Source organism: Dyadobacter sp. UC 10 (assembly GCF_008369915.1).
Classification (GTDB): Bacteria; Bacteroidota; Bacteroidia; order Cytophagales; family Spirosomataceae; genus Dyadobacter.
Genome location: NZ_VSRN01000001.1, coordinates 1830001 through 1852905 on the forward strand (window position 1 = coordinate 1830001; position 22905 = coordinate 1852905).

25 protein-coding genes (1 of these 25 only partly in view) are annotated in these 22905 nt (G+C 44.8%); 12 read left to right on the forward strand and 13 right to left on the reverse strand.

The genetic code is table 11. The features are described 5' to 3' along the window. The 3 genes from FXO21_RS07295 to FXO21_RS07305 form a co-directional block, all read right to left on the reverse strand. A protein-coding gene (locus FXO21_RS07295) for a ligase-associated DNA damage response DEXH box helicase (protein WP_149639472.1) crosses the window boundary here: on the reverse strand, window positions 1-1626 show its 5' portion. It extends 879 nt beyond the left edge of the window; only the first 1626 of its 2505 coding nucleotides appear in the window; its start codon is at window positions 1624-1626; its stop codon lies beyond the left edge, outside the window. Window positions 1627-1695: 69 nt separating this feature from the next. Then, window positions 1696-3294: an ATP-dependent DNA ligase gene (locus FXO21_RS07300; RefSeq protein ID WP_149639473.1), complete on the reverse strand. Its 1599-nt coding sequence runs from the start codon at window positions 3292-3294 to the stop codon at window positions 1696-1698. After that, window positions 3291-4430, reverse strand: coding sequence for a ligase-associated DNA damage response exonuclease (locus tag FXO21_RS07305; RefSeq protein WP_149639474.1), 1140 nt, complete (start codon window positions 4428-4430; stop codon window positions 3291-3293). The genes FXO21_RS07300 and FXO21_RS07305 overlap by 4 nt, the downstream gene beginning before the upstream one ends. A 157-nt stretch (window positions 4431-4587) precedes the next feature. Here FXO21_RS07305 and FXO21_RS07310 point away from each other — a divergent pair, with 157 nt between their 5' ends. Further along, window positions 4588-5193 (forward strand): Uma2 family endonuclease, encoded by a 606-nt coding sequence (locus FXO21_RS07310; RefSeq protein WP_149639475.1) that lies wholly within the window; start codon window positions 4588-4590, stop codon window positions 5191-5193. Between the two features lie 205 nt (window positions 5194-5398). Here FXO21_RS07310 and FXO21_RS07315 read toward each other — a convergent pair whose 3' ends face one another. The 3 genes from FXO21_RS07315 to FXO21_RS07325 all read right to left on the reverse strand — a co-directional run bounded on the left by FXO21_RS07315 (window position 5399) and on the right by FXO21_RS07325 (window position 7780). Beyond that, window positions 5399-5605 (reverse strand): hypothetical protein, encoded by a 207-nt coding sequence (locus tag FXO21_RS07315; protein WP_149639476.1) that lies wholly within the window; start codon window positions 5603-5605, stop codon window positions 5399-5401. Window positions 5606-5696: 91 nt separating this feature from the next. Beyond that, entirely contained in the window at window positions 5697-5906 is a 210-nt protein-coding gene (locus FXO21_RS07320) for a hypothetical protein (protein WP_149639477.1), read from the reverse strand. A gap of 113 nt (window positions 5907-6019) precedes the next feature. Then, window positions 6020-7780, reverse strand: coding sequence for a discoidin domain-containing protein (locus FXO21_RS07325; RefSeq protein WP_192579179.1), 1761 nt, complete (start codon window positions 7778-7780; stop codon window positions 6020-6022). Window positions 7781-7941: 161 nt separating this feature from the next. Between FXO21_RS07325 and tyrS the strand changes: the two genes are divergently transcribed. From tyrS to FXO21_RS07350, 3 genes are all read left to right on the forward strand, one after another. Further along, window positions 7942-9237 carry a tyrosine--tRNA ligase gene (gene tyrS, locus FXO21_RS07330; RefSeq protein WP_149643406.1) on the forward strand — a complete coding sequence of 432 codons (1296 nt, stop codon included), beginning with the start codon at window positions 7942-7944 and terminating at the stop codon, window positions 9235-9237. Between the two features lie 206 nt (window positions 9238-9443). Next, window positions 9444-9890: a DUF6036 family nucleotidyltransferase gene (locus FXO21_RS07340; RefSeq protein WP_149639480.1), complete on the forward strand. Its 447-nt coding sequence runs from the start codon at window positions 9444-9446 to the stop codon at window positions 9888-9890. Between the two features lie 448 nt (window positions 9891-10338). Further along, window positions 10339-10614: a hypothetical protein gene (locus FXO21_RS07350; RefSeq protein ID WP_149639482.1), complete on the forward strand. Its 276-nt coding sequence runs from the start codon at window positions 10339-10341 to the stop codon at window positions 10612-10614. 35 nt (window positions 10615-10649) lie between these two features. On the opposite strand, the gene FXO21_RS07355 is transcribed toward FXO21_RS07350, so the two are convergent. The 3 genes from FXO21_RS07355 to FXO21_RS07365 all read right to left on the reverse strand — a co-directional run bounded on the left by FXO21_RS07355 (window position 10650) and on the right by FXO21_RS07365 (window position 12218). Further along, on the reverse strand, window positions 10650-11060 hold the full coding sequence (locus FXO21_RS07355) for a PIN domain-containing protein (RefSeq protein WP_149639483.1): 411 nt from the start codon (window positions 11058-11060) through the stop codon (window positions 10650-10652). After that, the gene (locus tag FXO21_RS07360) at window positions 11057-11296 is read right to left on the reverse strand and encodes a hypothetical protein (protein WP_149639484.1); all 240 of its coding nucleotides are present in this window, start codon (window positions 11294-11296) and stop codon (window positions 11057-11059) included. Before FXO21_RS07360 ends, FXO21_RS07355 begins: the two co-directional genes overlap by 4 nt. 106 nt (window positions 11297-11402) lie before the next feature. After that, window positions 11403-12218 (reverse strand): metallophosphoesterase family protein, encoded by an 816-nt coding sequence (locus tag FXO21_RS07365; RefSeq protein WP_149639485.1) that lies wholly within the window; start codon window positions 12216-12218, stop codon window positions 11403-11405. 122 nt (window positions 12219-12340) lie between these two features. Here FXO21_RS07365 and FXO21_RS07370 point away from each other — a divergent pair, with 122 nt between their 5' ends. Then, a complete protein-coding gene (locus FXO21_RS07370) occupies window positions 12341-12793 on the forward strand; it encodes a regulatory protein RecX (protein ID WP_149639486.1) in 453 nt (150 codons plus the stop codon). Window positions 12794-12841: 48 nt separating this feature from the next. Here the strand turns inward: FXO21_RS07370 and FXO21_RS07375 are convergent, their stop codons facing one another. Further along, window positions 12842-13837, reverse strand: a complete 996-nt coding sequence (locus FXO21_RS07375; RefSeq protein WP_149639487.1) for a ribonucleoside-diphosphate reductase small subunit — start codon at window positions 13835-13837, stop codon at window positions 12842-12844. Between the two features lie 245 nt (window positions 13838-14082). Between FXO21_RS07375 and FXO21_RS07380 the strand changes: the two genes are divergently transcribed. The 3 genes from FXO21_RS07380 to FXO21_RS07390 all read left to right on the forward strand — a co-directional run bounded on the left by FXO21_RS07380 (window position 14083) and on the right by FXO21_RS07390 (window position 17424). Then, window positions 14083-14967: a glycosyltransferase family protein gene (locus FXO21_RS07380; protein ID WP_149639488.1), complete on the forward strand. Its 885-nt coding sequence runs from the start codon at window positions 14083-14085 to the stop codon at window positions 14965-14967. A gap of 108 nt (window positions 14968-15075) precedes the next feature. Continuing rightward, window positions 15076-16494, forward strand: a complete 1419-nt coding sequence (locus tag FXO21_RS07385) for a hypothetical protein (RefSeq protein WP_149639489.1) — start codon at window positions 15076-15078, stop codon at window positions 16492-16494. A gap of 99 nt (window positions 16495-16593) precedes the next feature. Continuing rightward, window positions 16594-17424 (forward strand): FkbM family methyltransferase, encoded by an 831-nt coding sequence (locus tag FXO21_RS07390; protein WP_149639490.1) that lies wholly within the window; start codon window positions 16594-16596, stop codon window positions 17422-17424. 3 nt (window positions 17425-17427) lie between these two features. Here the strand turns inward: FXO21_RS07390 and corA are convergent, their stop codons facing one another. After that, on the reverse strand, window positions 17428-18372 hold the full coding sequence (corA, locus tag FXO21_RS07395) for a magnesium/cobalt transporter CorA (RefSeq protein ID WP_149639491.1): 945 nt from the start codon (window positions 18370-18372) through the stop codon (window positions 17428-17430). Window positions 18373-18454: 82 nt separating this feature from the next. On the opposite strand from corA, the gene FXO21_RS07400 reads away from it, so the two are divergent. From FXO21_RS07400 to FXO21_RS07410, 4 genes are read left to right on the forward strand one after another with little or no spacing between them, the layout of a single operon-like run. After that, window positions 18455-18895, forward strand: a complete 441-nt coding sequence (locus FXO21_RS07400; RefSeq protein ID WP_149639492.1) for a DUF6934 family protein — start codon at window positions 18455-18457, stop codon at window positions 18893-18895. Further along, on the forward strand, window positions 18892-19047 hold the full coding sequence (locus FXO21_RS28720) for a hypothetical protein (protein ID WP_192579180.1): 156 nt from the start codon (window positions 18892-18894) through the stop codon (window positions 19045-19047). The genes FXO21_RS07400 and FXO21_RS28720 overlap by 4 nt, the downstream gene beginning before the upstream one ends. 39 nt (window positions 19048-19086) lie before the next feature. Continuing rightward, entirely contained in the window at window positions 19087-20274 is a 1188-nt protein-coding gene (locus FXO21_RS07405) for an MFS transporter (RefSeq protein ID WP_149639493.1), read from the forward strand. Continuing rightward, complete coding sequence (locus FXO21_RS07410; RefSeq protein ID WP_149639494.1) at window positions 20264-20869, forward strand: IMPACT family protein; 606 nt, start codon at window positions 20264-20266, stop codon at window positions 20867-20869. The genes FXO21_RS07405 and FXO21_RS07410 overlap by 11 nt, the downstream gene beginning before the upstream one ends. Here FXO21_RS07410 and FXO21_RS28725 read toward each other — a convergent pair whose 3' ends face one another. Both FXO21_RS28725 and FXO21_RS07415 read right to left on the reverse strand, forming a co-directional pair. After that, window positions 20870-21034, reverse strand: coding sequence for a hypothetical protein (locus tag FXO21_RS28725; protein ID WP_192579181.1), 165 nt, complete (start codon window positions 21032-21034; stop codon window positions 20870-20872). Window positions 21035-21136: 102 nt separating this feature from the next. After that, window positions 21137-22900, reverse strand: a complete 1764-nt coding sequence (locus FXO21_RS07415; protein ID WP_149639495.1) for a RagB/SusD family nutrient uptake outer membrane protein — start codon at window positions 22898-22900, stop codon at window positions 21137-21139. Window positions 22901-22905 lie beyond the last annotated feature (5 nt).

Below are 22905 nucleotides of genomic sequence, written 5' to 3' on the forward strand. Positions count from 1 at the left end.
AACGGTCATACCTGCGAATGTAAAAACGTCGCCCGGCTTCATCCAGGTTACAAAAGATTCCTCGACGGTACCCAGGTATTTTCCGCTTTGCAGCTTCACTTTTATCCCCGTTTCCGAAACGATCGTTCCCATACTGAGCCGGTGGCGCAATGCGATGCGCCGGCTGGTAACTACATAGCGCCCATTGACACGCTCCACTTTTTTATATTCATCATATACCGTAAGCGAAGAACTGCCCGTCGTAATATAACCCAAGAGCCACTCCCATTCCTGCCGGTTCAGGTATTGATATCCATAGCTATCGCGCACTTCCTCGAACAATTCTGCTTCGTCAAAACCTTCTCCGACTGCCAGCGTCATCATCCATTGAGCCAGCACATCAAATGCGTGAGCTACCGGCGGCCGGTCTTCCAGTATATTCCTGGCAACTCCTTCCCGAAGCGAAACCGCCTCGATCAATTCCAACGCATTGGTTGGGCAAAAATAAATCTTGCTATCTACACCCGGCCGGTGGCCGCTCCTTCCGGCCCGCTGGATAAACCGCGCAATACTCTTCGGGCTGCCTACCTGAATAACCGTGTCTACGGGCCGGAAATCGACGCCTAAGTCAAGACTGGCTGTGCAGATGACGAGTTTTAATCTTTCATCGTGCAAGGCTTCTTCCACCCAATCGCGGATTTCGCGGTCGAGCGAAGCGTGGTGGAGTGCCATAATGCCAGCGAACTCAGGATATTTTTCAATGATAGTCCGGTACCAGATCTCGGTACCCGACCTTGTATTGGTAAAAAGCAGCGTAGTACTGCTCTGGTTCACGATTTGAACCACCTGATCCACCAAACGCGTACCCATATATCCCGACCATGGAAGTGTCTCAACCCGCTCAGGGATAATGCTTTCCACCAAAATCTTCTTGTCTGTATTCGCTTTGACGATCACCGAATTTTCCTCCGGAAAACGCATTCCCAGCAGCACCTGTTTGGCTTCGTTCAGGTTACCGATGGTCGCGGATATTCCCCAGGTTTGCAGGTTTGGATTCATATGCCGGAGCCTTGCAATCGCGAGTTCGGTCTGTGTGCCGCGTTTGCTACCCATTAATTCGTGCCACTCATCGACTACAACTGTATGCAGGTTTTTGAACAGCTCCGAATTGTTTTTTTGCGCAAACAAAATATGAAGACTTTCCGGGGTAATGATCAATGCATCTGGCATTTGCTTCTTCTGGTCGCTGCGGTCTTTGGCATTGGTATCGCCCGTTCGCATTCCGACTCGCCAGGTCAGGTTCATTTCCAGTGCAGCCAATTCCATATTGCGGAACAGATCTTTGGATAATGCGCGCAGAGGCGTGATCCAAAGTACCTGTAACCCTTTTTTTGCCTTAGATTCTTTTGATTTAGCTTTCGGTTCTTTTGAGCTGGCTTTCGGTTCTTTTGCAGGAAGCGAATTAATGTGCCGGATCAGGATCGGGACCCATAGTGAATAGGTCTTTCCGCTGCCGGTAGGCGCGTTCACCAGGCCACTCTTCCCAGCGAGGTACGCAGCAGCCGCTTCTTTCTGAAATGCGGCCCATTTCCATCCCTTGTTTTTAAACCATTGTTCAGCAATAGTATGTCCGCGGGATTTGGTCAAGGGTGTTACGGGTTAAATGGATTATACACTTAATAGTGATTAAAAATAGTCTGAGATCAATTAACGAACTCAATGATACAATGCTAAAATTCCTTTCAAATTCTCCAAAGTATCAGCTTCGGCTGCTTTCTTATCCTTCCGCCACCTCAAAATCCTTGGAAAGCGCACTGCAATCCCTGACTTATGGCGGGATGATTCATTAATACCCTCAAAGCCAATTTCAAAGACCAGCTCGGGCTTCACAGTCCGCACCGGTCCGAATTTTTCGAGGATATTTCTTTTGATAAAATAATCTACCTGCCCGATCTCCTGGTCTGTTAATCCTGAATAGGCTTTTGCAACAGGGACTAGTTTTCCATCTTCTCCCCAGACTGCAAAAGTGTAATCCGTAAACAATTCAGCTCTCCTTCCTGAGCCCTTCTGCGCATAGATTAAAACTGCATCTACACTGAGCGGATCCACTTTCCATTTCCACCAATCGCCCTTTTTCCGGCCGACCTGATAGGTGCCCGCTTTGCGTTTGATCATAAAACCTTCTGCATTCTGTTCACGCGAAGTAGAATGCAAATCGCGCAGGTCTTGCCAATCTTTGAAATCGATTAGTGGCGAGAGATAAAATACAGTTTGTCCTGCGACCTGGCTGTGCAGTAATTCTAACTCAGCGCGGCGCTGTTCCTGGGTCAAACCACGAATATCCACGCCATTTTCTTCCAGCATATCGTAGCCGAGGAATGCAATAGGCGCTTCTTCGAGGACTTTTTTGGATAGATTTTTTCGACCAATGCGCGTTTGTAAAACATTAAAAGGCATTGGTTTTCCTTCCTGATAGGTCACAATTTCACCGTCGAGCACGGTACCATTTGGCAAAACATCCGCTAAGAAATGCAGCTCGGGGAATTTTTCGGTAGAAAGTTCTTCTCCCCTGGTCCAGATGAAAAGCTCGTTGTTCCTGTGTATAATCTGCGAGCGGATCCCGTCCCATTTCCATTCTGCAAACCAGTCTTTCGGTTCACCTAGATCTGAAACATCTCCCTCGATTTGATACGCTAAATAATAAGGATAGGGTCGCGACGCATTGTCATTTTCGCCCTTATCCAGTATCAGTTTTTCAAAGGTAGTATCCGCCGGTTCCCACTGTCCCATTACCCGGTGCGCGATCACATTCGAATCTATTTCCGTCGCCTCTGCCAATGCCCGCACGACCAGCGTTTGCGAAACGCCAATGCGGAAACTGCCCATTAAAAGTTTATTGAAAACAAAGATTTCATGTTGCGAAAGCTGCATCCACGCCTGAATAATATGGTCGCGCTTTTCCTGGTCAGTCATTTTTGGTAGCAGCCCTAAATAGTAAAACCAGTCGGTCAGTGATTTATCGGAGTCAAATGTTTGATTTTTCGGTAAAATCAAAGAGATGGTTTCTCCCAAATCACCTACACTATGATAACTCTCCTGAAAAAGCCACATTGGAATCTGTGCTTCCTCGGCCGCCCATTCTTTTACCATTGTCCGGTTTACTTTAAAAGAAGGCCGCCTGCCGGTAAAAAGGGTTAATGCCCATATCTTATCCTCGTCCGAAGCCGACAGAAAATACTGTTTCAGCAGCTCCACCTTTGCATTGGTTTTGTTGGTACGGTCAAGGTTCATGAAGAGTTCTGCGAATTGTTTCATAGTTCGCGGCCTCCTTTCTCCCCTAAATCCCCTTCCCCTAAATCCCCTAGAGGGGACTTTTTAACGTCGAGGGAGGCTTTGTGTTGCTCGTAACTTTCAGTTGCTACTGCGGCGTCCTGCACTACTTCTTCTTCCTCATTTTCATCTTCGTTTCCGTACATGGTGTGCACCTCGCCGGCTTCGATGCCGTTTTCATTCAGCCAGCGGGAGAAAATACTGGTATAGCCGTGGGTTACATATACTTTTTCAGCTTCTGTTTCTTTCACGGCGCGGTTTAAATCAGGCCAGTCGACGTGGTCGCTCAAAACGAAACCCTGATCCACGGCGCGACGGTTCTTGGCACCGCGCAACGCCATCCAGCCGGAACAGTAGCCGAGAGAATAGGGATTGAATTTTTTGATCCACGTGCTGCTATCCACCGAAGGTGGGGCTAATACTAATGCACCTTTGAACAGTTTTCGGTCAGTTTCTTTGGTAACCAATGTCAGCTCAGGCAAGTCGTGACCGGCCTGGCGAAGTCTGTCGTTTAATGTAAATATGGCGCCGTGGGCGTAGATAGGTTCGTCGGGCAGTTGAATATTCTTCAAAATACGCTGCATTTTACCCAAAGAATAGCCCATTAAAACGCTGGCTTTTCCTTCGACTTTATTTTGGGCCAACCAGGTATCGATTTCGCTCATCACTTCATGCTGCGGCTGCCACTTGTAAACGGGCAGACCAAATGTTGATTCTGTAATAAATACATTGCATTTGACAGGTTCGTAAGGCACTGCGAAATGGTCGTCTTCCAGCTTATAATCTCCGCTCGCAACCCAAACTTCACCTTTGTATTCCACCCTGATTTGCGCCGAGCCGATAATATGTCCGGCCGGATGGAGCGAAAAAGTGACACCATTGATCACGAATTTCTCTCCGTATTCGACAGTTTGCAAAGAAATATCCTGACCTAACCGAAGCCTCAAAATGGGCTCACTGTCTTTGTGTGCGAGATAATGCTTACTTCCCCAGCGCGCGTGGTCGCTATGAGCGTGCGTGATAATCGCTTTATCGACAGGGATCCAGGGATCAATGTGCGCGTCTGCGACGGAGCAGTAAATGCTTTTTCCGGTAAATTGAAGTAGCGGCTGTGCTGGCATGATCCAGAAATCATGAAAAGTGTGCCAGCCCCGAATATGGGTTGTCTGACCTGCGCAGATAGCCCGCTGTTCTTAAAATGCCGCAGGATAATCGGATTTGAATCGCTAAATTGTGTTTATGTAAATTGTTGGATCACGCTTCAAACACTTTACACACATGGGATTTGCACTTATGGTCGAGCCGAGATATACCGTATCCGAATACCTCAAACTGGAAGAGGAAAGCGAAGTCCGTCATGAATATTATGACGGAGAGGTGTTTGCTATGGCCGGCACGTCGATGAATCATAACCGCATTGTTGGCAAACTGCGGGCGATTTTTGAGAAACGGTTTCAGCCCGATGGATGTGATGTATTTACAGAAAATGTCAAAGCCGAAGTCACCCCGGATCTTTGTTATGCATATCCCGATCTGATTCTGACATGTTCAGCCGAGGATAGAGATGGAGTTTATATTGTTAAAAATCCCACGATCCTGGTTGAAGTCCTTTCCAAAACATCCATTTCAAAGGATAGAGGATTCAAGTTAAGAATGTACAAGCAAATACCTTCTCTACAATATTATCTGCTGGTTTCTCAAAATGAATTCTATGTAGAATTATACAGCCGCTCCATCCATGGAAATTTATGGAATTATCAGAGTTTTGAAAATCCGGTTGACAAGATTGTGTTTGAGCCGCTGAAATTTGAGATTCTTCTGTCGGCGATTTACGAGAACATCAAGTTTTGGGGTCCGGAAGAGAAGACGCTACCTGAAGAGTAGAAATTGATCGGGTTCTCACTTAGGAGGCTCCGCAGGAGCCGAGGCTGAAATTCATACATATTTTTCTATAAACAGGAAGCTCCTACGGAGCCAACACATTCGCCAACTCGCAAACTCGTTCCGGTAGGAACATCCTGTTTATAGAAATAACATTCACCTCTCTTTATACGGACTCCAGAGGAGCCTCCTATTACTTGTCGCGTCCTTACTTTCCAAGTTTGGCAAGCAGCGTGGCAACTCCTAGCTGGTTTACAATATGTACCCGCATTTCAGGAGTAATATTTTCCAGATCTGTACTAAACAAAAAACTCTCGACCATGTAATGCAGCGATTCGACCATTTCACTGGCACCATCGGTTCGAAAGAATGCTTTGATAGTTTCATCTTGCTCAGTAAGCGCTTGATTTGCCAAATCGGTTTCAGTGTGTTCATAGTTTTAAAATAGTTTAATTGAAAGAAAATTTACGGAGTTTTGCGTAAATTCTGGATAAATAAAAAGCCGGTCAAGGCTTATATCTGACTACGGTTTCAATCTCAAAATGACCATACTCCATTAAAATCTGGCGCATTCTCTTTTCTGAAATTCCTCTTCCGTAAATATAGTCTTGCATTGCCTGAACCGCTTTCCCCTTCTTTTGATCAGGGCTTAATTCCGGATACAAATTTTTAACCCACCAGTCAAATGCCTCAGATACAGAAGAAAAGGTCTTCATTTCAAAAGTAAAGAAATTTATGTAAAACTCCGCAAATTGCTCTAAATATTTGCTTGCCCGAATATCGGGTATTTACTAGTAATACCATTTGCCGCACATTATAAAGTTTCCAATTACTTAATCCCAACCACTTCACTCACCTGCGAAACTCCATTCTCATTAAAAGCCTCAATCTTGAAATAATAAGGCACGCCCACATTTAATGCGCGGAGCTCGAATGCATTTGGCTCATCGTTCCAAAACTGGTAAGTCTGATATAATTTGTCCGGCGCGATGCCCCAGAGCACATTGTAACCAATCGCGCCAGGCACTTTTTCCCATTTTAAATCCACATTCCGGGCGTCTTTTTGTCTGACTGCGGTAAAGCTTTTCGGAGTAGCCGGCGCTTTTCCAAAACCATTTCCAAAAACGCGGAATTCGCTGATCGCCAGATTGGGCGAGGCTACGTAAATATGTTCGTAGCGTACATATCTGGCTTTTACAGGTTTAGATAATTCAATATAAGCAGCTGGCCGGTCGCGTTTTGGTTGGTTGGAAAGATCTGCGGCCAGCTCCCATTTCTTGCCATCTTTGGAAGTAAGGACCTTGAATTGGGTGTAAATTTTTTCGGGTTTGTTGTCAAAAATGTCGGATTTGTAATCAGAATAATTGACTTGTACTGCTTTGATTTCCTGCTCTGTTTGCAGGTCGATTGTTAAAGTTTCGCCGGGCTTATTTTGCTTTGCGGCCCAGAAAGTTCTGGGATTTTCGTCTGTAATTTTAGCCGCAGCCATTGTATCCAGTGTAGATGAAGCAGTTACAGGCTTTTTATACGATAAAAGCATCCAGCCGGTAAACTGCTCGTCGCCTTTTCCGGTCCACGTTTTGGTCGTCATTTTGTGCGGGAAATCGCCGAAACGGGTGTTTGCAAACATTTGTCCGTCTTTATCGAAGCCGGCCGGATACATCACAATCCGCCGCTCCATTCCCCAGTTCAGCCCGATCCACGTTGTGCCGGTGTTCCAGTAATTTCCGAAATTATCCTGAAATGTATTCCCGTGACCCGCGCCTGTTGCAAATCCACCTGGTTTGTAAGAAACAGGATTGTAGGGCGCATACGTAAATGGGCCGAGCGGATCGTCGCTCACGTAGGTACCATTCGCGTATACATTGTATTCCGTGCCGGGCGCGCCGTATTGGAGGTAATATTTGCCCTTGTGCTTCGTCATCCACGCGCCTTCTGTGAATGGTTTGAAAGGATCCGAATGGTTTGGCCCAAAACGCTCCCAGCCGTGATCGTATTGATTTAACCAAAACATCGCCTTGTAATCTCCCTTGAACGCAAGTCTTTTAGAATAATCCAGCTCGGAGCCGAAAATCGGGTACACATTTGAGGAACCCCAGTACATATACCATTTATCGGTATCAGGATCATGAAAAAGTGCCGGGTCCCACGGGCCGATGTCTTTGGGCAGTCGTGGCGTCCAGCGATTGTAGAACTCCCAAATGCCTTTTTCAGGCACTACGGAATATAAAATGGGCCGCGACTCGAATGTGGATTGAAATAAAAACAAAGTATCCCTCACCGAGACAGCTGCCGGTGCGCACATATCTTCAAATGGCCAGCGATTGGCAATGAGGTACTTCCAGTTCAGCATATCTTTCGAATGCCAGTAGCCGCCGGAAATCGTGACGAATAGGAAATATTCGCCTTTATGATTGATTATCACCGGATCGGCGCCTGATCGGTAGCTGATGTTTTCGTTGAGTTGCTCAAAGTTGTATTTGTAATCGATATCCATCGGGTTGCAGTAGGTAGTCTGCGCGATGGAGGGAAATGCTGCCAGGGAAAAAAGGCAGCATGTTAATAGTGTGAGTTTGAAGTATTTATTCATACAGGTATCATACATTAAAATCTTTTTGTAATACCAAAATAGCTCATTTATATCGAAATGTGAGGCACCATTTTCAAAACCTTGTTGCAGAACAGCATTTCAAAGCGATAACTTTTACCTTTGCGCTTTGATTTGAAAAAGTATTTGAACTCACAATGGAAATAGATTTTATCGAGGAACTGCGCTGGCGCGGAATGCTTCACGACGTGATGCCGGGAACACAGGAACAACTGAAAAAGGAAATGACTTCTGGCTACATCGGTTTCGATCCCACGGCTTCCTCTCTCCATATAGGTAACCTGGCGACGATAATGCTCCTCGTCCATTTCCAACGCGCTGGCCACAAGCCTTTTGCATTGGTGGGCGGGGCTACGGGTATGATCGGCGATCCTTCATTTAAAGCTGCCGAACGTTCGTTTCTGGATGAAGACACCCTTCGTTTTAACCAGGAAGGTATCAAAAAACAGTTGGAGCAATTCCTCGATTTTAACTGCGGTGATAACTCAGCCGAAATGGTTAATAACTATGATTGGTTCAAAGAAATCGGGTTTTTGCAGTTCTTGCGGGAAGCAGGTAAGTTCCTAAGTGTCAATTATATGATGTCGAAGGATTCTGTAAGAAAGCGCCTGGAAACCGGAATTTCATTTACTGAATTTTCATACCAGCTTTTGCAGGGTTACGATTTTTACCATTTATATAAAAACAAAAATGTGCGCCTGCAAATGGGCGGTTCGGATCAGTGGGGCAATATCACGACCGGCACCGAAATCATCCGCAGAAAAGAAGGTGACGAAGAAGGGTATTTCAAAGCCTACGCGCTCACAACGCCGCTTTTGACGAAATCCGACGGTTCGAAATTCGGGAAAAGTGAAGGCGGCAATATCTGGCTCGATGCTGAAAAAACTTCTCCCTACGAGTTCTACCAGTTCTGGCTAAATCAGGCCGACGAAGATCTGCCAAGATACTTGCGCGTATTTTCATTAAAAGGCCGCGAGGAAATCGAAGCCCTGGAAACCAGCCACGCCGCCGAGCCGCACTTGCGCATCATGCAAAAATCCCTCGCCGCCGAACTAACCACCCGCATTCACTCTGAAAAAGCATATCTAACTGTAATCAAAGCATCAGAAGTATTGTTCGGAAAAGCAACGCTGGAAACTTTGCAAAGCATTGAAGCGGATGAATTTGACACGATTTTCAGCGGGGTGCCGCAAACGGAAATTACGCGCGAAGAATGGGATGGAGCAGCAAATATTCTGGATCTGATTTCGACAGTTACCAAAGCCGAAATTTATCCATCAAAAGGAGAAGCCAGAAGAGCAATTCAGCAGAATGCAGTGAGTGTCAATAAAGTGAAGGTTACCTCGGAAGCGCAGGCTTTGAGCGAGTTTTCATTGTTGCAGGATAGGTTTTTACTGATTTCGAAGGGGAAGAAGAATCATTTGGTGCGGGTGGTGTAGCGCTCCAATTTGGTATATTAAGGAAGTTTAAGACCGATGCGTTATGAACAAAATTATTAAAACATCGAATTTCGAAGAGCTTCCCGGCTATGACAAAGAATATTGGTGGTCGAAGACTCCGGAAGAACGCTTGGAAGCAGCATTGAAGCTAACGCGCTCAGCAAGAGAGATATATTATGCAAACCCCAAGAATAAGCCGCTAGGTTATGGAGCCAGAATACTTAAATCTGATCAGCCTATTCAACGAGGAGAAGGTTGAATATGTGGTTCTTGGCGGTCATGCCGTTATTGCCCACGGATTTGTTCGCACAACGGGAGATATTGACATTTTCGTTAATTCAACTTCTGAGAACGCGCAGCGATTATTAAGAGCATTGCATCGCTTCGGCTACACCAATGATGAGTTTGAGGAATCTGATTTCACCAAAGTACCTAACTATTTGTGTTTTAGTAGATACGACAATCGCATTGATCTTATGACTGGAACGAAAGGGGTTACATTTGAGGAATGTTATGCTAACCGTAAAGTGCTTCAAATTCGGAACACTTCCGTTAACTTTATTGGTTTAAGGCAATTAATCGAAAATAAAAAAGCGGTGGGGAGGCCACAGGATCTGCGCGATATTGAGAATTTAGATAGTTCCAGTGTGTGAGATTGTTATGCATATTGTTCCAGCGAAACATCCTGTTTATAGAAAATTAGATTGAGATGTTATATGGGGCTCCGGTAGGAGCCTCCTTTTTTTGTAGGGGTTTCCTAAACGTTTTTTAGATTTGGAAATAAATTCAAATTCGCTTGACTGCTTTTCATACAAAATATTTATATTTGAATGTCAAAGTCATTTAACTCTATTGATGAGGCATTCGCCTGGTTTTTGGAAAACATCTATAAGAACTTGCCGCCTGATGAAAAGAAGGGCGAGTTAGTGATCGCTTGGCGCAATTTCACTCATAAACAGGGCATATCTCAGAAAAAAATGATTTCGATCTTGAAGCGATTTGGCTTCGACGTGAACATTTCAGTGACTTATAAAAAGTAAATTTTTTTAATCAAATTTTGTATGAATTTCAGAAATAAATTTTACTATAAACCACTATCAAATGATTATCAGATCCAAACTAAACAATGAATCTAACACATTCACTGATGCCGAAGCTCAAATGCTTTATAAGCAGCACGAATTAGTAAGCGAATTTTTCAAAAGGGATGGCAGCGCAGAAATTGTAGATTCCCTGAACACGTTGGTAGAAACTTTTTTGTTTACAGAAGAGATAGAAAATGTAACTCCTGAAATGCGGGTGCATATTGCCAATCAACTTCGGGTGGTGACATTGATAACGAAGCTGGGAGAGACTGCGGTGAGGTGGAAAGCCTGATGTCGCTCGAACATCATTTTGGGCTGTTGTCATATTCAACTAATCCAATCAAACATCCGAATCTGATGCAGATTTCTAAAATCACGTGTGTTGTGGGTGATTAGTGTAAAGTCATTGATAACGGCTGTTGCTCCAATTAGAATGTCGAAATCGCCGACCGGTCGGCCAATTCGTCTCAAATGCGCCTTTTGCTTGCCGAACTCGTGAAGTGCGGCACTTATAGAAATTGTCCTTTCCCGGAATAGGGTCTCCAACCATACAAACCGTTCCAGGTTTTTTTGGCGTTGCTGTGGGGCGCTGTTTTCAATCCCGTACAACAACTCAGCTAATGTAATCTCCGAGAGATAGCACGATTCTACTCCGACGTCGCTGATTTTTTCTTTGACATCGTATTCGTTTTTTAGCAAATGCACGCAAATATTGGTGTCGAGTAAAAATCGACTCATAACTCAAGGTCCCGATCCCCGCTGTAACGGGAATTGTAAATCATCGCATTGATTTCATCACCGGTTTCAGGACCTTCCCAGCTTCCGGCGACTTTGTCTAATAATGCTAATGATTCAGCTTTCGTGAGATGTTTTTGATGTGATTCTTTTGTAGCAAGACCAAGACGGTTTGCAAGCTCTTTTACGAGTGCGAAGTCTGCTTCGTTCTTCGTTTCAATAGTGAGGGTATGGGCCATAACGATCTATTAGTGTCTGTGTTAACTGTAAGGTGAAGTCAAATTTATCAAAATTTGCGGGCCGTCAAATGGTTAGAACTGACTTTAATGAATTGAAGTAATGCCCTCACCCCTTCCCCGAAAACGTATTCAAAACCGGAGCCGCCGTCGGATTGTACTGATACGACTGCCACGAGTTATCTTCATAAACCTCCACAATCCGGTAACCTTTATAAGCTGTGCCCCAGTTGCCGCCGAAGTGGCCGTCGAAGAAGTAGGGTTTTTTGCCGTAGATTTTAGTGCTGTCCTGGTCGTGATCGTGGCCGTTGAATATGGCTTTTACGTTTGGGGTATTTTCGAAGAGTTCAATTACTTCTTTGCATTCAATTCCATTCACCGTCCATTTGGCTGGGGTAATGTGCAGGAAGATGAAAATGCCTTTTTTCTCTTTGTATTTAGCGATTTCAGTGCGCAGCCAGTTTACGTCCGGACAAACGTATTCCCCTTTTTCATTGGAAGTGTCACCCACCACGAATGCGTATTCACCTTTGGCAAAACTGTGGTTAGTCGGGTAGCCCCAGGTACTTTCCCAGACGTCCAGACCGACTTTATCATGGTTTCCGCGACTTACGTAAAAAGGTACGCTCAGCCCGGAAATGGTTTTTTTGAAATCGTACAGAAGCGTAGGCTCGTCGTGGATCAGGTCGCCGTTGATGAAAAGGAAATCTACCCCTTTCTGCATTTTTTCACGGTTTACCCAACTTATCAAGTCGCTATGAAATTTCTGAAATTCGGTATTGGGCTGGCCGTAATGCCCGTCGGAAGCGACGACGAAACGCAATGCAATGCGCGCTTTCGGGTCCGCCTTTGCGTTGTTTGCCAGTAAGGGAAATGCAGAAAGAGCTGGAACAAGTTTCAGAAATGACCGTCTTTGAAATTTCATGGGTAGCGGGTTTGGTAAGTGTTCGGGGTGGTATTTGTTTCAAAAATAGTTATTGCCGGCCGATATTTTCACTATTCTTGCACCCATAATAAACATTTAACACTTCCCACATTTCACATTAAATGGACCGCCTCATTCTTCAAAAAGCAGCTTCCTATTGCGTCTATCAGGAACGGACGCAGGAGGAAGTGCGCCAGCGGCTACGAAAGTGGAATGTATGGGGCGATGAGGCAGACGAGATCATTGCAGAACTGATCTCACAGAACTACCTGAGTGAAGAGCGTTTTGCGAAGACTTTCGCAGGCGGCAAGTTCCGCGTAAAAAACTGGGGTAGGATAAAGATCAAGCAGGAATTGCAGCGGCGGGGGATCAGTAAATACAGCCTCGATCAGGGAATGGCTGAGATCAAGGATGAGACTTACATTGCCACTTTGAAACAGCTTCTTGAAAAAAAGAAAGCATTACTGGAAAGAACCGAAACAAATCCGCTGGTTTTAAAACAAAAATTGGCCAGATATGCTCTGGCCAAAGGGTATGAAAGTGAGTTGGTTTGGAAGGAATTGGGCGATGTCTAGTATCGTCCTCTTCTATACGGTTGCAGGTGACAACACCTGCAACGGCTTTCAAAAATCCGAGTCAAACGAAATTTTGTGACCTGAATCTTTGTCCTTCACGCCGCTCATCACGCCGGCTTTCTGATATTCTCCTACACGTTTTTCGAAGAAATTGGTTTTCCCCGGAAGCGAGATCAACTCCATGAAATCGAATGGGTTAGCTGAACCGAACTGCTTTTCGCAACCCAGTCTTTCCAGCCAGAAATCGGCGATGTATTCGATATACTGTTTCATCAATTCCGCATTCATTCCGATCAGGGAAACGGGTAATGCTTCGGTGATAAATTCTTTTTCGATTTCAACCGCATCGAGCATGATTTCGATTACGCGTTCCTGTGGCAGTTGGTTCACAATATGCTGCGTGTAAAGCAAGCAAGCAAATTCACAGTGCAAGCCTTCGTCTCTGGATATCAATTCGTTGGAGAATGAAAGTCCTGGCATTAAGCCGCGTTTTTTCAACCAGAAAATAGAACAGAATGAACCTGAAAAGAAGATACCTTCTACTGCCGCAAATGCAATGATCCTTTCAGCGAAAACCGGACTGTTAATCCACTTTAAAGCCCAATCCGCCTTTTTACCCACACAAGGAACTGTTTCAATGGCGCGAAGCAAATGGTCTTTCTCAGAAGGGTCTTTGATGTAAGTGTCGATCAGGAGCGAGTAAGTTTCAGAATGGATATTCTCCATCGCGATCTGGAAACCGTAAAAACATTTGGCCTCCGCATATTGTACTTCGCTTAGAAAGTTGACCGCCAGATTTTCATTTACAATACCATCAGATGCAGCGAAAAATGCAAGTACGTGCGAGATAAAATGCCGCTCACCGTCAGAAAGGTTATCCCAATCCTTCATATCCTGCGAAAGATCAATCTCCTCGGCAGTCCAGAACGAAGCCTCGTGTCTTTTGTACATTTCCCAGATATCGGAATGTTTGATAGGAAACAAAACAAACCGCAATGGGTCTTCTATCAACAGGGGCTCCTGACGCGCAAGTTCTTGTGACATAATTAGTTTGAGTAAATACGGGGATAAATTTTGAACAGCCCGTTGTGTTTCGCTGGCCAGAAATAGCAACAGCCGGGAATAACAAATCTACACGCTTTGGCCCGAAAACTCAAGGATAAAAGGATCAAACCGGAAGAGTTATTTAGAGAAATTCTTGTTAGTAATGCCTTAACTTTGTTGCTCCCAATATGTTAATCGATGGTCAGAAAACTGCGGCCTGTCAATCCATTTAAACCTATATACTGTTGAAGATTTCCGGATTTACCATCATCAGAAATGCGGTTATCAACGATTACCCCATTGTTGAAGCAATTACTTCCATTCTTCCGGTAGTGGACGAAATGCTTGTGAGTGTGGGACTTAGCGAAGACAATACCCTGGACCTGATCAAGTCTATTCCGTCTGATAAAATCCGAATCGTCGAGTCGGAATGGGATATGTCACTGCGTGCCGGAGGAAAAGTGCTGGCGGTGGAAACGGATAAAGCATTGAGACAGATTTCGCCTGACAGCGACTGGGCATTTTATATTCAGGGCGACGAAGTAGTGCACGAAAAGTATCATCCCGCAATTCTTGAATCCTGCGAAAAATATTTAAATGATGTAGAAGTTGAAGGGTTGGTTTTTGACTATCTGCACTTTTATGGGACTTACGATTACGTGGGCGACAGCCGCAAATGGTACCGCCGCGAAATCCGCATTATCCGCAATGAAAAGCAGCCGAAGGAAGTCCCGATCTCCGCATTTCGTGATGCCCAGGGTTTCCGTCGCGGCCGCACGAAATTGAATGTGAAGCACTCGGGTGCTGCTGTATATCATTACGGTTGGGTGAAAAGTCCGGTGCAGATGAAGACGAAAATGAAGAATGTGAGCCGGTTCTGGAATGCGGATAGCGAGTGGGAAAAGATCCTGCAATCGGAAGATTTTTTTAATTATGAGGAGTTTGATTCCATTCGCCGCTTTGATGGAACACACCCGGCAGTGATGCAAAACCGCATTGGAGCGCAAACCTGGAAAGTCGAGCTGGACATTTCTAATAAGAAGTTCAGATTGAAAGATGCGCTATTATATTGGTACGAAAAAAGGACCGGGCGGCGGCTGTTCGAATTCCGGAATTACCGGTTTATCTAAAACTGAATTATTTCTTCCCAAAGCATCTCTCTGAAAACTTCCTGCTCCTCGTTAATTACTGCAATAAATCAGTATGTTTATCAGGAAATTGTCACCACCCCGAGATAAATGTTGGAAGTCCCCAAAAAGCAGCTGACTGTTGTTCTGGCCCTATTCGTGGCCCTTGCTTTAACCACCTACTTTTACAGATACCCTACCGGCGATGATGCCTGGCTCGGCGAACAGGCTTTTTGGCTGGAAAAGGGCGGAATTATCCGATCCGAATTTTTCAGGGGTTTAGTAGGATGTGAAAAGCAGATTTTTGTTTGTCACAAGCTTTTCGTGGTTTTCGGCGCCATGATGATCCGGCTGTTCGGCTACGAATTGCCTGTTTTACAATTTGTAGGGCTGATATTTTTTGTCTTGTTAATTTGTGAATTGATCTACTATGTCGGAAAGCGCGAGGGTAGCTTTAATTCCACTTATATCCTTGCACTGCTGATTTTAGTGTTTTCCAACAGGCTGCTGATCAAAATGAGTTTTGAGAATCGGCCTGAAATGATGGTGGCTGCGCTCGGTTTTGGCTCATTCCTGTGCATTCTCCGTCAAAAAGTTACTTTTGGGCAAGCCGCGGCGGCTGGATTTTTGGCAGGCCTGGCTTTTTTGTGCCATATGAACGGGGTGATCTTTTTGATAGCGGGATTCATAACACTCATTTATCTGAAATCTTATAAAACAGCGGTCTGCTTTGCAATTACCGGCACATTAACCAGTTTGACCTATTTCACCGACGTTTTGTCTAAAAAAAATGGGTTTGACCTCTGGCTAGCCCAGTTTGCAGGTGACCCGCAAACCGTTGCTGCATTAACGGGAACGGCCAAACTGATTCAGGTGCTTACTTATCCTGTGCTGTTTTTCAAGTCCCCCGAGCAAATAGCATTGTCGCTCCTTTTGATATTTCTGCTGTGGAGTCAGCGAGGCTTGCTCAAAAACCTTCCTGTAAAGCCAAGAGTATACGCACTGGTGCTATTTCTGTCTTTCTGGACCATTACGAAAGCGAATGTGGGATTGTATATGCTGATATTCATTCCTTTCATGCTGGTATTGGTTTACGAACTCTACAAGCTGCGGCCCTTCCAGAATGTAGCCTTTCGCCTTGTGATTGCCGCCTATTTTATCATTGGGGCATTCGGAATGTGCCAGATCATTTATACTAATTTTAATATGGAATATCTGCCGGTTTCCTACGAAAAGCTGCGTCCCAGGATTGACGATAGTGACACCGGATTCGTCCCGTTGACTTTTTTTTTCGATGAATACGAGGAATATGCGCGTTTATTGACGCATGAGAACTATGAATTGCAATCGGGGAAAAAGAACATGACCACACACCACATGGCCAGCTGGGCGCGCAAGAATAATGTGGGTTTTATATTAATGGATTATGCATTCAGGCCGGAATCCTACTACCCGAAAGCCGGCACAAAAAAGATACCGTTTTACAAATTAACCTACTTTAACGGAAGATTTGCAATCTATGAAAGGTAACTAGTATACGGTTCGATAATCGGCTGTCAATTATAAGTCATTTAAAATTGAGACTTATATTTGTTCGTTACGACTATTTACTCACTTTGGAAAATTGCAATGTTAGAATACTTGGAAAAATGGTTGACACGGAGAAGGGCGAGGCGTCAGTTCAGTGAATATGCTCATGTGATTGACACATTTCAACTAGTGGAAGAGGGCATGATATCCTTTGCCAATTGGAAAAATCCGCTGATCAAACCTAAAACAATCTCACAGGGGGAAGTCAATTTTTTTAAGCAGTTTATAAAAAAAGGTAGTCTTTGCATTGATATCGGGACCAATATCGGTGACACAACCGTTCCGATGGCGCTGGCTGCCGGCAACGCAGGCACTACCCTGGGCTTTGATCCTAATCCTTATGTTTTTAAGATCTTAGAGATCAATGCTTCTTTAAATAAAGATAAAACCAACATTGTCCCGCTGCCTTACGCGATTACCAAGGTAGAAGGAGAATTCAGCTATGCTTCTTCCGAAGCTTCTTTTGGAAATGGAGGTATTGCCAATGAAATCGTTGAGGATCACGGTGCATTTCAACTTTCTTCAAAGATCAAAGGCATTCGGTTAGAAGATTTTCTTCGCAAAAATTATGCATCGATGCTGCCGAAGCTTTCTTTCATAAAAGTGGATGTAGAAGGTGCAGATAAGGAGGTAATCGTTTCAATATCAAATCTGATCCGCGAATTTCGCCCGGTATTGATCGCCGAATGCTTTCCCAAATCAACTGTGCAGGAGCGGGCTGAGCTATTCCGGATCGTGTCAGAGCTAGGGTACGATCTCTACTATTTTTCTGATTTTTGCGAAAATGCCGAAGTAGTGAAAGTGGTTGAAGCAAAGGATATGAACAAGTGGAAAATGTTCAATTTCTATGCGCTGCCAAACGGGAAATAAGTATTAGATCCACCTTTTTCTTCGGAAAAACCAGAGCACGATCAGCGACGATAAAACCATCAGAAACAGTGAAAGCCCAAATCCCCAGGGCTGGCCGGCAGACGGGATATGATCGTAGTTCATACCGAAAATACCTGCAATCAATGTCGGCGGCATGAATATGATCGTCACAACTGTGAAGATTTTGATCACCTGACTTTGTTCCAGGTTGATCAAACCCATGAAGGTATTCTGCAAATATTCCAGTCGCTCGAAGTTGAAAGTAGTATATTCAAGCAGCGAGCTGATATCTTTTAAAATAATGCGTAAATGCTCTTTACGATCCTCAGGGAAATACTGACTTCTTAATATCCCGGACAATACGCGCTGTTTATCGATACTGGTTTCACGCAGCATCATCGTAATCTCCTGCAAGCCACTGATCCGGATCAGCACTTCCTGACGGGCTTTTTGTTCGTGGGTAAGATCCTTACTGATCGCGGAAATATCTCTTGAAATTCCTTCCAGCGAATCCGCGTCCGTTTCAATGCGCGTTTCGAGCAGCAGAAGCATAAAATCCACACCGTCCTGAATTCCTTCCGGGCTCACTTTCATTTTTTTGACCACATCGGCGAAAGTCTTGGAGTCGCCCCTGCGATAGGTAAAAAGTACATTGTGATTCAGCAGGAAGGAAACGGGGTAGGTTTCGTAGCCGTCACGGTCGATTTTCAGGAAGTTGGAGTTGGCATTAATGGTATCGTTTTGTTCAAAAAACCGCGAGCTGCTTTCAATCTCAACGATTTCCTGTGGAGTTTGAAAGCTGATATTGCATTTGTTCTCAACCCATTCTTCCTCCTCAGCCGAAGGCGATTGCAGATCGACCCAAACCAGGTGTTTCACCTTGCCCAGCTCCCGGACATCATTTTCACGTTTGATCAAACGCCCTTCTTTGTAAAATATGCGTACCATGTTTTAAAGTTGGGAAATTATCTTTAAAAGGGGTTGAGATGATCTCAAAAAAGATATCTTTAACTTTGGAAAACACACACGAATGAAGCATAATCACTATCCGCTGAGGATCTCGCAAGATAGCCTGACATTTAGCTTTGAAAGCATTTCAAACCATCGCGTAATCGCTAAACTAATTGAATTTGTCCAGATTGATGATCAAGTTTACAATCTGGCATTTGGAGATGTTGAGATTGATGGTTATCTGAATGATCTTGTTGTATCTGATAATATGGATACCAAAGAAGTTTTAGCCAGCGTTATCGAAGCAGTATTAATTTTTTTCGATGCTCACCCGAACAATTCAGTCTATATTAAAGGTAGCACAACCTCACGAACAAGATTATATCAGATTGTATTAAATAGAGAGTATTGTAATTGGCAGGATAAATTTATTGTGTATGGAGTCTGTGGTGAAGATGTCCTTACTTTCCAAGCCGGTATTGCTTTTGAGGCATTCGTTATAAAATTAAAGAACACATGAAAATAATAGCAAACAAGTCGGGCGCTAAACAGAAGGTCACCGTTGACCCTGATTTGAAAAGCCACAGATCGGATCCTTTTGTTGTGAAGAAAGTTGAGGAGGCTAAGCAGACAATTGCAAGACTTAGGAAGGCCGGATTTAATTTATTCTAAGGATCAGACTTGATTTAAGTAATCCTGTAATTTTGCAAAATGCAAAGTTCAGCTCCACGCAGCATTTTCACGACGCAGTTCTGGTTGTTAGGCCTTAGTTCTTTTCTCTTTTCTTCCAGCTTCAATATGCTGATACCCGAGCTGCCTGGGTATCTTTCATCGATGGGTGGGGCCGATTACAAAGGCGCCATTATCGGCTTATTTACGCTTACAGCGGGTTTATCAAGACCATTTAGTGGACGTTTGACAGACAGGGTCGGCCGCGTGCCGGTGATGGCTTTTGGCTCGCTGGTCTGTTTTGTCTGCGGGTTGATGTACCCGATCTTCACAACTGTCATGCCTTTTTTGTTGCTGAGGCTGGTTCACGGATTTTCCACCGGCTTCAAGCCGACGGGTACTGCCGCCTACGTCGCGGACATTGTACCGGCCGAGCGCCGCGGTGAGGCAATGGGCATTCATGGGATGTGCATGGGCGTCGGGTCTGCATTCGGGCCCGCGGTGGGGAGTATGATCAGTCAGTCATTTTCGTTGAACGGTTTGTTCTACACATCCTCCGTGTTCGCATTATTGTCGATCGCTATTCTGATGAATATGAAGGAAACCTTAAAGGAAAAGCGTCCTTTGTCTGTCGATGCATTCAGGATTGGTTGGCGGGATATTTTTGAGCCGGATGTATTCAGCCCGGCTTTGATCACCTTTTTATGCTACTTCACATTCGGAGCCGTGGCTACCATCACACCGGATTTCAGCGATTATCTTGGCTTGCAGAACAAAGGGTATTATTTTATGATCTTCACAGTTTCGTCGATTTTGATTCGCCTTTTCGCCGGGAGAATCTCCGATCAGCATGGACGTATTCCTGTTACAATTGTAGGCTGTATCATTTTGATTGTTTCAATGATTATCACAGGCTATGCCAATACAATCGTGCTATTTTTGGCCGGGGGCGCTGTTTATGGGATTGCAGTGGGTATCTTATCCCCGGTATTATCCGCCTGGACCGTCGACCTGAGCAGCGATATCAACCGCGGAAGGGCTTTGGCGACGATGTATATTTGTCTGGAAGCGGGTATTGGTATCGGGGCGTTTCTATCAGCCGCTTTATTTGCCAATAAAATCCAGAACCTTCCGCTTGTGTTTTTCAGTATGGGTGGATTTGCCATCGCAGCGCTGATTTACACCTTATTCATTTATAAAAACAAAAAAGGAAGCCCACGTGCTATTTGACGATACTTTTCAAACAATAGCCCAGCCTTCGGAAGGTTTTTTTAAGGACAAAGGCAGCAAATTCCTATCCTACGCATTCCCGATCTCTGCCGAAGCTGACGCAAAAGAGCATCTTGGCATGTTGAAAGAACTGCATCCAAAGGCAGTGCATCATTGCTACGCTTACCGGCTGGGTACCGACAAAATGAGTTACCGCATAAGCGACGATGGCGAACCGTCGGGCACAGCGGGCAGGCCCATTCTCAATACTTTATATTCCAGGGATGTAACAAATGTTCTCATCGTGGTTGTCAGGTATTTCGGCGGGACATTGCTTGGTGTGCCGGGATTGATCAGTGCCTATAAAACTGCGACTGAAAGTGCGCTGGATTCGGCCGTGGTGGTTACCAGGCATTTTATCAACAGATATAAAATGGAGTTTCAGTATCCGCAAATGAATGAAGCAATGCGGATTGTAAAGGAAATGGAGCTTCCTGTGTTGGACCAGCAATTTGAAATGGAATGCAGCATGATCGTCGAAGTCCGCGTTTCGGCTACGGAGGTTTTTGTCAGCCGCTCTCAGAAGGTCGACGGGCTGAAATTGACACTGAGCTAACTATTCGTTGTCTTTCAGCATTTTTACAAAATCATCTTCGTAAGCTTTCAGCGCTTTCAGCAATTCCTGTAACTCTTTCTCTTCAGGTGTGCCTTTTTTTGCTCCAAAAATTTCGTCCGCTCTTTCCGAAGCTTTTTCGTAGTCAGTTTCGTTTTTAATGATCATCTTTTTTAAATCTTCAGGGTTTAAAGATATCTATAATGAATGAAACGCAAAAGACCCGCCGAAGCAGGTCCTTGCGTTTAGTCAGGTTATATGTATCAGGTATTAATATCCGGGGTTTTGTACCAGAATCGTTTTTCCGTCCAGCTGGCTGTTCAGAATTTCGTCCTGAGGGAGCGGATAGTACAGGTTTTTAGCGGTAAAGGTCTTTCCGGCCATGTAACCTCTCTTGCTGAAAGTACGTCCTGAAGGCTCTTTGCCCGCAGCTGCCTCCTCTACTGAATATTTGTTCAGCACTTTTTCCGCAATACCCCAGCGAACCAGGTCGAAGAAACGGTGACCCTCCATTGCAAATTCAAGTCTTTGCTCCATACGGACAGCATTTCTGGCATATTCCGCTCCTTTGCTTGCAAATGTACCTGCCGGATATGGCTCAACTTTATAGGTAACGCTTGCATCCTGCACGGACCCTGTTTTGGCACGCACGCGAATTTGGTTCACGTAGCCTTCTGCGGCAGCCAGATTACCAAGCTCAACTTCACATTCAGCCAACCAAAGCAAAACATGCGATAGTTTGATGAGGCGGAAGTTGTTGTTCACATTCCTCTTGCTCGTAGAGTGGGTAGTACTGTTCTCCTCTGCCAGATAATACATCCACTTTTTACCAAGGAAAGGGCCTGCGTAAGCCTGGTCACGTATCCAGGAAGAGCCAGGCATCGGCCCCCAGTCGAGGAAATTAACGCCACGGCGGCCTACTGTCCAATCCAGGCGTGGATCAACGGGGATCGTTTTGTCCAATGTGAAAGCAGCTGAGGCTATAATTCCCTGGTCATTAGGCAGGTCTACTTTATTGTAAGTGTCTAGTGAACCATCAGCAGCCGCACCGATCATAGGCAAACCGTTCTCTGTTTTAAATGCATTCACGAGATTGTGAGATGGCTGATAAAAACCGCAGCATCCTCGCCCGGGTGCGTTCGCGGAGTAAGGCCAGTTCAGGTTGTCTCCCGCATTACCATTGTTTCCATTGGTACCATCATTCACTGAAAACTGCACTTCGAAGATTGATTCGCTATTATTGTTGCCGGTAGTTCTGTAATTGTCGTGGTAGTTGGCAACCAGTTTTTTGCCTGAATTTTGAACTACGTCAACAAGCAAAGTTTTTGCCTCAGCCCATTTCTTCTGAAATACAAGCACTTTTGCCAGGTGCGATTTTGCAGCCCATTGCGTTGCTCTCCCTTTCTGAGCCTGTGTAGCAGGAAGTTTTTCAGCCGCGAATTTGAAGTCTTCTTCGATTTTTGGCCAGATATCCTCAGAATTAGGGATTTTAGTAGAATTAGGATCCGACGCTACATAAATTTTGTCGTCGATGTAAGGCACCATATTCCACATTTTTTTGGCTTCAAAATGATAGAAACCTCGTAAGAAACGAGCCTCTGCAACTACCTGCTCTATTTCGGCATCGGACATATCCTTTACTAAATCGCTCGTTGCAACCTGTATTACTTCGTTGCAGCGCCCCACCCCATCATATTGATGCCACCATTTTCCAAGGAAATAGGTATTATCGGCCAGCCAGTTATATTGCTCAATGAAGGATTGTTCCGGCTGGTCACCCGCATCAGTACCTTTCACCGCATCGTCGCTGGAAATTCCACCGAAAACATAGTTGGATATTGTTGACTGTCGGCCGGTATTTCCGGAACCAACGCCGTCCAGCAAAGAGTAAGCACCTATTAAAAGTGCATTTACCCCGTTTTTGTTACTCAGCTGCTCTCTGGATGCACGTCCCTGGGGTTTCAGATCGAAAAAGCTATCTGAGCAGGAAAAGCTCAGGCCGATCAAAAAGACTAGTAATGTTATTTTTTTCATCTTTC